Origin of the sequence: Natronospira sp. (genome assembly GCF_007134575.1) — a bacterium.
Lineage (GTDB): Bacteria > Pseudomonadota > Gammaproteobacteria > Natronospirales > Natronospiraceae > Natronospira > Natronospira elongata.
On record NZ_SLKM01000207.1, the window covers coordinates 1 to 12,960 of the forward strand.

Below are 12,960 nucleotides of genomic sequence, written 5' to 3' on the forward strand. Positions count from 1 at the left end.
GCTCACCCGCCGTACCGATCATTTGCCCGATCACCCCGGTCAGATCTGTTTTCCTGGCGGCAGCTTCGAGGCTCAGGATGCCGATGCGGTCTCTGCCGCGCTGCGCGAGATGCAGGAAGAGGTGGGTATTGGCCCCGCGGGCATCCGGGTAGAGGGCTTTCTGCCGCCTTATCTGACCATCACCGGCTTTGCGGTGGCCCCCGTGGTGGGTTTGCTGCAGCCGGATTATCAGACCGCTCCGGATCCTTTTGAAGTCGCCGAAGTGTTCGAAGTTCCGCTGGCCCATGCCCTTGACCCAGACCAGCACCAGGTCGTGGATGTCACCGTGCGGGGGCAGGCACTGAGCTATTATCAGATTGACTGGCAGGGCTATCGCATTTGGGGTGCCACGGCTGCCATGATTGTGGGATTGAGCCGAATGATGCGCGAGCAATAGGAGATTGTGCATGGCCTCGGATGATGGCGATTCCCTGAGCCCACCCATTGATCGACTCCGAACCATCATGGCGCGACTGCGGGGGCCTGGCGGTTGTCCCTGGGACCGGGAACAGGATTTCTCCACCATTGCCCCCTACACCATCGAGGAAGCCTACGAAGTGGACGATGCCATCCGCCGTGGCGACATGGATGGCTTGCGGGATGAGCTGGGGGATCTGTTGCTGCAAGTCGTGTTTCACGCCCAGATGGCCTCGGAAGCCTCGCGATTTGACTTTGATGATGTGGCCGAGGGTATTGCCGACAAGCTGGTTCGTCGCCATCCCCATGTGTTCGGCAATGCCAGCTATGCATCCTCGGAAGAGCAGACGGCCGACTGGGAAGCCATGAAGGCGGCCGAACGCGAGGCCAGGGGGGAGCAGTCCGCTCTTGATGACGTGCCCCTGGCCCTGCCGGCCCTCAAGCGGGCTACCAAGTTGGGTAAACGTGCCAGTCGGTCCGGATTCGACTGGCCGGACCCTACCGGCCCGCTTGACAAGATTCGCGAAGAGATCCGGGAAATCGAGGAAGCCATGGAAGAGGGCGCTGGCCATGAGCGCCTGGAAGGGGAGATTGGCGATCTGCTTTTCGCCGTAACCAATCTGGCCCGTCACCTCAAGGTGGATGCGGAGACAGCCTTGCGTGGCTGTAATGCCAAGTTTGAACGTCGCTATCGGTACGTTGAACAGCGTGTCCGCGAACAGTCCGGTGGGGATTCAGTGAGCCTGGCGGAAATGGACGGCTATTGGGATGAAGCCAAGGCAGAGGAAAAGCGCAAAGAGGAGCGCGAACAATGAGCGCCGAGGAACTCACTGCGATCATGGACGTGAGCGAGACCCACACGCGGCCCTGGTGGGGGCGGTATGACTTGCCGGAAGGGCAGAACGGCTTTCGCTGGAAGATCGGTCCGCTGCATCTTCAGGCCCGACGCTGGCGCCAGGAGTGGCGGTTGGCCTGGCGGGAGGGCAAGGACCCGCTGGATGCCAATCTGGAATTTCTGGATCTGGATGAGATCGATGAAAGCGATTGCAAGCTGGCCCGTTTTGCCTTTCGCGAGAGCGAGCGGGGGCTGACCCTGCGCCCGCGCCTGGCGGACAGGCCGGTTGTGGTTCGGCCTGATACGCCGCTATTCATTCCTCCTGGCGAGGAAACCATCATTTATGTCAGTACCTCGGTCTGGATCGAGGTGCTTACTCTGGGTGAGTCCACGCCGCTGTGTGAAATTCCCAGTTATCGGCCCTCCGATTCCTGGTTCGGCTCCAATACCCGGGAAGGTGAGCTTTGCTATGCCACCCGTTCGCTGGCCCGTCTGCGTCTGGATGAGGTGGTGCAGCGGCCCCACCGGGTGGTATCCCCCGTGACTGTCCGTAATCAGGCCGAGGATGCCCTGCTGATCGAAAGGCTCAGCGTGCCCGTGCCCTTGCTGCCTGTTTATGCCAGCAACACCCATCAACTCTGGACCCAGCCCATGGTGATGGAGCGCAGTGCCGATGGGAAGCAGGGGGCCCTGAAGCTGGAGGAGATGCAGCTGCCGTCGGGGATGGAGGCCACCCGAGTCAGCGAGGCCCGTCAGTTGCCCGAGAAGCAGGGCCTGTTCCGTACCCTGGAAAGCCTGTTCGCCTGAGGGAGGCCGCCGATCATGGAAATCCTGGAATTTCTGACGTCAGAACGCGGCCTGGAGGTTTTCCGGGCCGGGGTGCTGTTGCTGCTTGGCCTGTTCTTCGCCAAGCTCGCCTCGGTCATTACCCGTCGGGTGGGCGAGAAGTATCTGGAGCCCCAGCAGACAGCCCTGTTGCGGCGCGTGGTCTTCTACGGCATCGTCATCCTGGTTCTGATGTCGGTCCTGCATCAGCTGGGCTTCAGTCTCACGGTCATCCTGGGTGCCGCCGGGATTCTTTCCGTGGCGCTGGGTTTTGCCTCCCAGACATCGGCGTCCAATCTCATCAGCGGGCTTTTCCTGATCGGCGAGAAGCCGTTCAAGATCGGTGATTTCATCAAGGTAGGCGATACCCTCGGGGAGGTGCTGGCCATCGACCTGCTGTCGGTCAAGCTGAGGACCTTCGACAACCTGTTCGTGCGTGTCCCCAACGAGACCCTGATCAAGTCGGAGATCGTCAATCTCACCCGCTTCGCCATCCGTCGCCTGGAACTCAAGGTGGGCGTGGCCTACCGTGAGAGTCTGCCCCGGGTGCGGGAAGTCCTGCTCAAGGTCGCGGACGACTATCCGCTTTGCCTGACCGAACCCAAGCCGGCTGTGCTGTTTCTCGGCTTCGGCGATTCTTCCATGGACCTGCAGTTCAATGTCTGGGCCACTCGGGAGAATTTCCTGGAATTGCGAAACAACATGCCCGAACGGGTCAAGGAAGCCTTCGACGAGGAGGGGATCGAGATTCCCTTCCCCCATCGAAGCCTCTACGCCGGCTCGGAGACCGAGCCCTTTCCCATTCGACTGGTCAGCGACGAACGTCACGGTGATGGCCCGGACGAGCAAGGCCATTGATCTGATTCCGAGTTATTCATGAGAGAGATTGTTTCGGCGATCGAAGACCGCCTGGATGAGTGCATGCTGCTTGATCGCAGGCGGCTGAGCAAACGACTAAGTCGTCTGCGACGGGCCCGTGACCGGGCGACCGAACTGGATCGGATCGAGAAACGCCTGGAGGCCTCCATTGCCCGTGCACGCTCCCGTGCCTCCCAGGATGTCCGATTGGCCTATCCCGAAGAGCTGCCGGTCAGCGAGCGTCGGGACGAAATCCGCGAGGCCATCGCCGACAATCAGGTGGTGATCGTTGCCGGTGAAACGGGGTCGGGCAAGACCACCCAGTTGCCCAAGCTCTGTCTGGAACTGGGTCTGGGCGTGCGGGGCAGCATTGCCCACACCCAGCCGCGGCGAGTGGCCGCCCGCAGCACGGCGGCCCGCATTGCCGAGGAGACCGGCACCGAGCTGGGTGGTTTGGTGGGTTACCGGGTGCGCTTCGCGGACAGGGTCAGTGAACGTACCCGGGTAAAGCTGCTCACCGACGGCATGCTGCTGGCCGAAACCCAGTCCGATCGGGATCTGCTTGCCTACGACGCCATCATCATCGACGAGGCGCATGAACGCAGTCTCAACATCGATTTCCTGCTGGGCTATCTCCGTCGCCTGATGGCCCGGCGGCCGGATCTGAAGATCATCATCACGTCGGCCACCCTGGATACCGAGCGCTTCTCCCGGCATTTCGCCGATGCACCGGTAATCAGCGTTTCCGGTCGGACCTATCCGGTGGAAATGCGATATCGGCCCCTGGAGGATCCGGACAGCGACAGCGAGGACCTCAGCCTGGTGCAGGGCATCGCACGGGGGCTCAGTGAGTTGTGGCGGGAAGGGCCGGGCGATGTGCTGGTGTTTCTGCCGGGGGAACGTGAGATTCGGGATGCGGCTGAATACCTGCGCCGCCAGCAGTTTCGCAATGTGGAGATTCTGCCGCTCTACGGGCGTCTGTCATCGAAGGACCAGGACCGGGTGTTTCGGCCCGACGGGCGCAGTCGCCGGGTGGTGCTGGCCACCAATGTGGCCGAAACCTCCCTGACTGTGCCGGGGATTCGCTATGTGATCGATTCCGGTCTGGTCCGACTGAGCCGCTACAGCTACAAGAGCAAGGTTCAGCGATTGCCCATAGAAGGCGTCTCGCAAGCCAGTGCCAATCAGCGTGCCGGTCGCTGCGGCCGCCTGGGGCCGGGCATCTGTGTTCGTCTCTATTCGGAAGCGGATTTCGAGTCCCGGCCGGAGTTCACCGAACCCGAGATTCAGCGCAGCAATCTGGCCAGCGTGATCCTGCAGATGCGCCTGCTCAAGCTGGGCGACCCGGATGATTTCCCCTTTGTGGACCCGCCGGAAGCCGGCCTGATCCGCGACGGCTTTCGCCTGCTGGAAGAGCTGAAGGCACTGGACGCCAATCGGCGTCTGACCGAGGACGGTCGCAAGATGGCGCGCCTGCCGGTGGATCCGCGTCAGGGGCGGATGCTGCTTGAGGCGGCTCAACTGGGATCCCTGTCCGAGGTTCTGGTCATTGTGGCCGCCCTCAGTATTCAGGATCCACGCGAGCGGCCCAGCAACGCCCGCGAGGCAGCGGACGAGGCACATGCCGTGGATGCGGATCCGAAATCCGACTTTCTGGCGCTGCTGAATCTCTGGCGTCGCTATCGCCGGGAGACCGGCCAGCTCTCTCGCAATCAGCGCCGCAAGTGGGCGCGCCGGCAGTTTCTGGCGCCAATGCGGATGGAGGAGTGGGGGGATCTGTTGCGGCAGTTGCGCCTGGCGCTTCGGGACATGGGACTGCGCGGCAATGAGCAGGCTGCTGAATACCCGGAGATCCATAGGGCCCTGCTGGCCGGCCTATTGACCCAGGTTGGCCGCAAGGGTGAGGGACACGCCTATGAGGGGCCGCGAGGACAAGCGTTCTGGGTGTTCCCGGGCTCGGCTCTGTTTCAGAAGGCCCCCAAGTGGATCATGGCCGCCGAACTGGTCCAGACCTCTCGACTGTTCGCGCGCACCGTGGCCGGGGTGGAGCCGGCCTGGATCGAGCAGGCGGCGGCGCACATCGTCAAGCGGGAGTATTTCGAACCTCATTGGCAGGCCCGCAAGGGGCGGGTCGGTGGCTTCGAGCGGGTCAGTCTTTTCGGGCTCGACCTGGTGGGGCGTCGCCGGATCAATTTCGGCCGGGTCCGTCCCGCCGAGGCGCGGGAGGTCTTCATCCGCGAAGGCCTGGTGCCAGGTGAACTGCCCTCCGAGCCGGCCTTTCTCAAGCACAATCTGGCTCTGGTGGAGGAAGTGCAGGAGCTGGAGGCCAAGCGTCGCCGTCGTGACCTGCTCCGAGATGAGCAGGACTTGGCGGCCTTCTATTCCCAGCGCCTGCCGGAAGACGTCCATGACTGGTCCGCCTTGCGTGCCTGGCTCAAGCGGGAAGGGCAGTCGGCTGATGCGACATTGCGCATGCGCCGATCGGATGTGATGACCCGGGAGGTGGACAATCTTGAAGACGCTTTCCCCGATCATGTCCGCATCCAGGGCATTCCGGTCTCGGTGGAATACCATTTCGATCCAGGCGGTGAGCGTGACGGTGCCACCCTGGTGCTGCCCCTGGCGCTGATCAATCAACTGGATCAGGCCGAACTGGACTGGATGATCCCCGGCTGGCGGGAGGAGCGGGCCACCGCCTTGATCCGTTCGCTGCCCAAGACTCTGAGAAAACAGTTCGTGCCGGCTCCGGATTTTGCCGCCGCGGGCCTGGGCGGCATGGAGCCGGGAGAAGCGATGACGCAGGCACTGGCTCGCCAGCTCAAGCGCGTGACCGGCGTCGACATTCAGCCTGACGACTGGCGCGAAGAGCAGCTGCCCGATCACCTGCGGATGGGCATCCGCCTGGTGGATGGAGACGGCCGCATCATTGAGGAGAGCGAGGACCTGGAGGCCCTGCGGGATCGTCATGGCCACCGCGCCAGTGAATCCTTTGGCGAGCAAGGCAGCCGCGAGTGGCCAGCGCGAAGCACTCGCGAGTGGGACTTCGGCGACATGCCCGAGCAAGTGGAGGTGGAGCGCCACGGCGTCCGCCTCAATGTCTACCCGGCGTTGCGAGATGAAGAAAGCGAGGCCAGCCTGGTCCTGCACGATGACCGGGCAGTTGCCGAGGCCATGAGCCGGGCCGGGGTCAGGCGTCTGGCCATGTTTCGATTGAAGCAACAGGCCGATGCCATCCGGGGATTGGGCGGCATGAATCGTCTGGCCCTGCGTTTTCGCAAATTGGGCACCGAGCAGGAGCTGCGCGAGGCCGTGGCCCGACTGGCCTTTGATGAAGCGGTGCTGGGTGAGGTCGAGCTGCCACGGCAGTCAGAGGATTTCGAGCAGCTGTGCCGGCGTGGGGCGCCGAAGGTAATTGCTGCGGGTGAGCGCTGGCAGGCTATCCTTGGGGAGGTGCTGGAGAAACACGCCGATATTCGCCGCCAGTTGGGAGGGAAGCTGAATCCCGTCCTGCTCAAGGCCGGCCGGGAGCTGGGTGAGCAGTTGGATTTTCTGCTCTTTCCCGGGTTTCTGGCCCAGGTGCCCCCAGAGCAACTGGCAGAATATCCGCGCTACCTGGAGGCAATCCACCGCCGCCTGGACAAGCTCCAGCAGGGCAACCCCCGGGACCCCAGACTGGCCGCCGAAATACGTCCCTGGTGGGAGAGGCTGCGGCAGCGGGTCGAAGAGCCGGGGCAGCTGCAGGGTCGACCGGCGCTTGCCCGTTACCGCTGGCTGATCGAGGAGTACCGGGTGTCCCTGTTTGCCCAGGAGCTGGGTACCCGGGAACCGGTCTCTCCCAAACGGCTTCAGGCCGCCTGGGATGAGGTGGAAAATGCCCGAGGGTGATGCAATCCGGCGCGGCTCGCAGTAAGCTGGATTGGCTAAGCAATCAATCGCCTGCCGGCCAAGCCCACGGCCGGGCCAAGAATAAAGAAGGAGTCCGGGTATGAAAATCGGTGTCGTGGTTGATTCTGCCTGTGATCTGCCGAGAAGCTACATCGACAAGTACGGCCTGCAGATCCTTCCCATTCGCCTGCATTTCGGCGACGAACTATTCGTCGACGAACGTGATCCCCAGGCCACCATGCGCTTCTACCAGCGCTATCTGAATAATCCGGATACGGACGCGGAGACTGAACCGCCCAGCGTGGAAGAGATCAAGAAACTCTTCCTGGAAAAACTGGTGCTGGAGTATGACCGGGCTCTGGTCCTGACCGTGACCAAGTCCCGCAGTCCCACCTTTGAGAATGCCAACCAGGCTTCCTACGCGGTGATGAATGAATACAAGGCGGTCCGGGAAGAGCATGGCATAAGCAACCCTTTTGCCATGCGTGTGCTGGACAGCAAGACCCTGTTTACCGGCCAGGCGGTCCTGACTCACGAGACCCTGCGACTGATCCGAAAGGAAGAAATGCCACTGGAGAAACTTCGCCCGGCGGTGGATGATCTGAGCGAACGGGTTTACGCCTATCTGATTCCCGAGGATCTGCAATACGTCTACAACCGGGGCCGCAAGAAGGGCGACAAGAGCGTGGGCTGGCTCAGCTTCAAGCTGGGTTCGGCGCTGGACATGAAACCGATCATCCAGATGAACCGGGGCGAAAGTGAAGCCATCAAGAAGATTCAGGGTTTTGAGAATGCCCTGGGCGTGCTCATGGATGACACCATGGAGAAGATCCGCAACGATGAGCTCGAGACCAAGACCATTTGCATGAGCTACGCCGGCAACCCGGAGAAGATCAAGAAGAATCCCAAATACATGGAGTTGACTCGTCTGGCCAAGAAGCACGGCGTGGAAACCATGCTAGCGGTGATGAGCACCACCGCCGGCATCAACGTCGGGCCTGGGTCCTTCTCCCTTGCCTATATCAAGAAAGAGTGAGGTTTGTGGTTCGCGCAGAGACGCGGAGGCGCTGAGCTATTGTGGGTTGGTGCCCAGGATTTGCATCGTACAGTTTTCTGATAGCTTGGTGCCTGCGGAGGGCTGGGTTTTGCCTCGCGCAGAGGGCGTTAAGAGCGCTGAGGGTTATTGGGGGCGTGCTTGGGGCTGGATGGGGCCTGCTTTCTGGGGGCGAGGTGCCGGAGTCTGCCCGGGGTTGGCCTCACGCAAAGACGCAAAGACGCTAAGAAAATAAAACCCCTTTGCGCCCTTGGCGCCCTCTGCGCGAGGCAAAAAAAGACCGCGCCAAAGGCGCGGTCTCGTTTCTGATGCTTGCGACGCAGAAATTATTTGTCGCCGCCCTTGAGCTTGTTCATCAGGGGTTCCACCAGGTCCATGGGTAGGGGGAAGACGATGGTGGAGCTCTTCTCGCCTGCCACGTCGGTCAGGGTCTGGAGGTAGCGTAGCTGCATGGCCTGGGGGTTGGTGACCAGCATGTTGGCGGCGTCCACCAGGTTTTCGGCGGCCTGCTGTTCGCCCTGGGCGTGGATGACCTTGGCGCGCCGGTTACGCTCGGCTTCGGCCTGTTTGGCAATCGCCCGGATCATGCTCTCGTCCAGGTCCACGTGCTTGATTTCCACGTTGGTGACCTTGATGCCCCAGGCATCAGTCTGGCTGTCCAGGATGCTCTGGATATCCGAGTTGAGTTTATCGCGCTCGGCCAGCATTTCGTCCAGGTCGTGCTTGCCGAGCACGGAGCGCAGGGTAGTCTGGGCCAACTGACTGGTGGCGTCGAAGACGTTGGCCACCTGAATGACGGCTTTTTCCGGGTCAATGATTCGGAAGTAGATCACCGCGTTGACCTTGACCGAGACGTTATCCTGAGAGATCACGTCCTGGCTGGGCACATCCAGAACAATGGTCCGAAGATCAACCTTGACCATTTCCTGGATGAGGGGGATCACGATGATCAGGCCTGGGCCCTTGACCTTGTAAAAGCGGCCAAGCATGAAGATCACGCCACGCTCGTACTCGTTCAGGATCTTGAACATGCTGACGAGGACAAGAATGACGAAGATGATCGCGCCGAAAAGAATATACGTTGTCATCATCCTCTCCTGATTGGAATAAACGTAATCAGTGCTCTGTCTGCTGTGACTCGCTTTCCAGCGGTGTCACTTTAAGGATCAGTCCTTCTATGCCGGTGACACGAAGCTTGTCCCCCTTGCGAACCGGCTGATTCGTCCGGCCGCGCCAGAGTTCGCTTCTGACCCATATCTGGCCGGTTTCCTCAAAATCCTCTCGTGCAGTGGCCACCAGGCCCACCATTTCCTCTTGCCCGCTAACCACCGGTGATCGTCGTGCCCTGAGCGCGAAGCCGATAATGGAGAAGGTCAGCAGCCCGCCGATGATACTGACAGTGGTGATGACCGGCAGGGGTATGCCGAATCCGGGGACGTCGGTATCCATGAGTATTATCGAGCCAATCACAAAGGCGATAAGACCTCCAATGCCCAATATCCCGAAGCTGGGGACGAAGGCTTCGCTGATTATCAATATCAGCCCCAACGCAATCAGGGCGAAGCCGGCGTAGTTGACCGGCAGGATCTGGAAGGCAAACAGGGCCAGCAGGAGGCAGATGGCGCCGACTACGCCGGGAACAATGGCGCCCGGGTTGTAGCCTTCGAAGATCAGGCCGTAGATGCCAATCAGCATGAGCAGATAGGCAACGGTGGGGTTGGTCAATACACTCAGCAGTTCGGTGCGCCAGTCCGGGTCATGGCGCTCCAGATTGATGTTTTCGGTGTTGAGCCGCAGGCTGCCGGAGGCGATCTCCACCTCCATGCCATCCATCTGGCGGAGCAGGTCTTCGTGGTCACTGGCCACAATATCGATGACGTTCTGCTCAAGGGCCTCGCGGGCACCCAGGGTTGCGGCCTCGCGGACGGCTTTTTCGGCCCAGTCCGCATTGCGACCGCGCTGTTCGGCCAGGCCACGAATGTAGCTGACCGCGTCGTTGATGGCCTTGCGCTCGGCGTCCGTGCGCGGCTCCGGTGCACGCTCCTCGCCATCCTCACCCTCTTCTTCCTCGGGGCCAGGCGCGCCCGGCCCGCCCAGGCCCACCGGGGTGGCAGCGCCAAGGGATGTGGCCGGAGCCATGGCCGCGACATGGCTGGCATACATGATGTAAGTGCCGGCACTGGCTGCCCGGGAACCTGAAGGGTAGACGAAGGTGACAACGGGAATGTCAGCGGAGAGAATGGCCTTGTTGATGTCACGGGTGGTGTCCACGAGACCGCCCGGGGTATCCATCTCGATGATGACGAAGGCGTAACGCTCCTCCTCGGCCTTCTCGATGCCCCGGCGGAGGTAATCCAGTGTGGCGGGCCCGATGGGACCATCGACCGTGAGGATCATTGCGTTGCCGCCAGTCCCGGCGCGAGCATCGCTCTGACCGGCACCGAGAGCGGCGGCGAGGACCAGCAGCATGCCGGCTGCCAGGGAGATAAGACCTGCGGTGAATTGCCTGACTCTCATGTTGACACCGTGGATGCGGATCGGACAGCGACCATAAAAGCACAATGGGGCCAGCAATGACAAATAAATCCCGGTCTGGGTGCCTGTTGGCCGGCGGCTTGCCGCCGCTAACGACGCTCATGAGCAGCTGTCTGCTGCTAGTCATGCTCGTCGTCGGCGTGGTTCCGCACTCGGCCTTGGCTGAGGACAGCGACAGTGCCAATGAGGCGGAAGGCGAGCGGCCGAAAATTGCTCTGGTGCTGAGCGGCGGTGGCGCCCGGGGTGGAGCTCATCTGGGCGTGATCCGGGTGCTTGAAGAGTATCAGGTGCCAGTGGACTTGATTGTCGGGACCAGTGGCGGCGCAATCATTGGGGGTCTTTATGCCAGTGGTTGGGGGCCGGAGGAAATTGAGCAATGGCTGGCGGACATGGATTGGGACGTTGCCCTTTCGGATCGCTTGCCTCGGCGGGATCTGCCCTGGCGGGAAAAGGAGAATGACGAGCGTTTCCTGTTCGACCTGCAGATCGGCCTGACCGACGGCGGTCTTCGCCTGCCGCGGGCACTGATCGAGGGCCGCAATCTCTCTTTCATACTGGAAAAAGCGACGCTTCGCTCGGCGGCCCTGAGGGACTTTGATGAGCTGCCAATCCCGTTTCGGGCCGTAGCCGCGGATCTGGAGAAGGCAGAGAAGGTCGTCATCGATCGTGGTCGTCTGTCCCAGGCCATCCGCGCCAGCATGTCCGTGCCCGGTGTCTTCGCGCCGGTGACCATCGAGGACAGGCTCCTTGTGGATGGCGGTCTGGTCGAGAATCTGCCGGTAGAGTCGGCCCTGGACCTGGGGGCGGATATCATTATTGCCGTCAATGTCAGTGGCCGACTGGATGAGCGCCAGCGTCTCGACGACATCTTCGCCATTTCAGGGCAGGTAACGACGCTGATCGTTCACCGGACCGTGCAGTCCTCGCTGGACCTCCTGGAGTCCCAGGATGTTCTGATCGAGCCCCAGGTGGTGGATATAGGCCCCCAGGCCTTCCATCGGACCGTCGAGGCGGCTGAGGTCGGGGAGGAGGCGGCTCGTGCCGTCAGCGCTGGACTGCAGGCCCTGTCTCTGCCGGATTCGGACTACGGCCGCTGGCAGGCCCGCCAGCGGCTGCCGGTCCGGGAACTGGGAGAATTGAAGGAACTGGAATTTGTCGGCATGCGGCAGCTCTCCGAACGCCGATTAAGGGCCCTGGTGGAGAGCTCTCTGGGGGAACCCCTGTCCCTGGATCGTCTGCAGTCCGACCTCGGGCGCTTGCAGCGTCTGGGGGAGATCGAGAGCGTCGACTTTCAGGTGGCCGAGTTGGATGAGGGGGTGCGGCTGCGGATTGACGTGCAGGAGCACGAGCGTGGTCCCCACCATCTCCGCGCCGGACTGGAGGTGTTTGACCCGTTTGATGGCGATGCCCGCTATAACCTGCGACTCGGCCACCGTCTTCCGGGGCTGAATCGCCTGGGGGGCGAATTACTGAGTGAACTACAGTTGGGGCATACGCGAGCACTGCGGACTGAATTCCATCAGCCCTTTTCGGCTCGGGGCTATCAATTCCTGTCCTTGCTGGGGCACCACCAGGCAACCACCATTCCGGCCTGGGAGGCTGGCAGTCGAGTGGCCGAACTGGGGCTTAGGGAAAGCCGGGTCGGCGTCGATTTTGGTCAGCGTATTGCCCGTGATGGTGAGCTGCGTCTGGGTGCCTATCGTGGACGCCTGTCGTCCGAGCAACGGACGGGGTTGCAAGGGCCGCCGGGACTGGAGCGGGAAACTGGCGGGCTGCGTCTGCTGATCGGCTGGGATCGTCTGGATCAGGCCCAATGGCCGTCGCACGGGGAAGCGCTATTACTGGAAATGGACCGCTCGTTGACCGGCTTTGGAGCAGATCAGGCCTTTCGCCGAACGGCTCTGGAGTACGCCTTGTATCGGCATGCCGGGGCACACCGCTTCATGCTTGCCGGGGAATGGGGGCAGGCCGATGCGCCCCTGCCTTTCCAGCAACAATTTCGGCTGGGTGGCCCCCTGTCCCTCAGCGGCCTGGGCACCGACGAGCTCCGGGGTGATCGGATAGGCAGTCTGCGGGGTGTCTGGTTCCGGCGTCTCGGTGGCAACGAGATACCCACCGAGGGCGGGGGAATGTATGCCGGTGCCGGGCTGTCCCTCGGCGGTGCCTGGCAGCATGGCGAAGGTGTCAGCAGCAGCGAACTCTTCACCGGCGCCAAAATATTCATGGGGGCCGATACGCCCCTGGGGCCGGTTCTGCTCGGGGCAACGCATTCAGAACAATCCCGGCGGGGCTTCTTTCTGACCCTGGGCTTGCCCCTGCACCGGCCACGGCCGAACCCCACCCCGTGGTAGACTTTCGTCCCGGTTTTCCATTGCAAGCAGAGGAGTCGCGACCTTGGCCGAGCTAGAGCGTGATCAGGCTTCCCAGGCTGTTCGAATCATCACCACCGGAGGAACCATTGACAAGATCTACTTCGATGCCCGAAGCCAGTTCGAGGTCGGTGATCCGGTGA

At 62.0% G+C, this 12,960-nt stretch carries 9 protein-coding genes; 7 read left to right on the forward strand and 2 right to left on the reverse strand.

Going from position 1 to position 12,960, the window contains the following annotated elements:
• The 6 genes from ACJWXQ_RS08160 to ACJWXQ_RS08185 all read left to right on the forward strand — a co-directional run.
• Nucleotides 1-436: NUDIX hydrolase (locus ACJWXQ_RS08160; protein ID WP_406672556.1), on the forward strand; the 436-nt coding region annotated here is incomplete at its 5' end.
• Between the two features lie 10 nt (nucleotides 437-446).
• On the forward strand, nucleotides 447-1,271 hold the full coding sequence (mazG, locus tag ACJWXQ_RS08165; RefSeq protein ID WP_346050957.1) for a nucleoside triphosphate pyrophosphohydrolase: 825 nt from the start codon (nucleotides 447-449) through the stop codon (nucleotides 1,269-1,271).
• Nucleotides 1,268-2,098 (forward strand): hypothetical protein, encoded by an 831-nt coding sequence (locus tag ACJWXQ_RS08170; RefSeq protein ID WP_346050956.1) that lies wholly within the window; start codon nucleotides 1,268-1,270, stop codon nucleotides 2,096-2,098. Before mazG ends, ACJWXQ_RS08170 begins: the two co-directional genes overlap by 4 nt.
• A 15-nt stretch (nucleotides 2,099-2,113) precedes the next feature.
• The gene (locus tag ACJWXQ_RS08175) at nucleotides 2,114-2,974 is read left to right on the forward strand and encodes a mechanosensitive ion channel family protein (protein ID WP_346050955.1); all 861 of its coding nucleotides are present in this window, start codon (nucleotides 2,114-2,116) and stop codon (nucleotides 2,972-2,974) included.
• Nucleotides 2,975-2,992: 18 nt separating this feature from the next.
• Entirely contained in the window at nucleotides 2,993-6,859 is a 3,867-nt protein-coding gene (gene hrpA / locus ACJWXQ_RS08180) for an ATP-dependent RNA helicase HrpA (protein WP_406672557.1), read from the forward strand.
• 100 nt (nucleotides 6,860-6,959) lie between these two features.
• On the forward strand, nucleotides 6,960-7,895 hold the full coding sequence (locus tag ACJWXQ_RS08185; protein WP_346050953.1) for a DegV family protein: 936 nt from the start codon (nucleotides 6,960-6,962) through the stop codon (nucleotides 7,893-7,895).
• A 344-nt stretch (nucleotides 7,896-8,239) separates the two neighbouring features.
• Here the strand turns inward: ACJWXQ_RS08185 and ACJWXQ_RS08190 are convergent, their stop codons facing one another.
• Entirely contained in the window at nucleotides 8,240-9,004 is a 765-nt protein-coding gene (locus tag ACJWXQ_RS08190; protein ID WP_406672558.1) for a slipin family protein, read from the reverse strand.
• Between the two features lie 25 nt (nucleotides 9,005-9,029).
• Nucleotides 9,030-10,430 carry an NfeD family protein gene (locus ACJWXQ_RS08195; RefSeq protein WP_406672559.1) on the reverse strand — a complete coding sequence of 467 codons (1,401 nt, stop codon included), beginning with the start codon at nucleotides 10,428-10,430 and terminating at the stop codon, nucleotides 9,030-9,032.
• Between the two features lie 56 nt (nucleotides 10,431-10,486).
• On the opposite strand from ACJWXQ_RS08195, the gene ACJWXQ_RS08200 reads away from it, so the two are divergent.
• Entirely contained in the window at nucleotides 10,487-12,799 is a 2,313-nt protein-coding gene (locus ACJWXQ_RS08200; RefSeq protein ID WP_406672560.1) for a patatin-like phospholipase family protein, read from the forward strand.
• The last annotated feature ends 161 nt before the right edge of the window (nucleotides 12,800-12,960 follow it).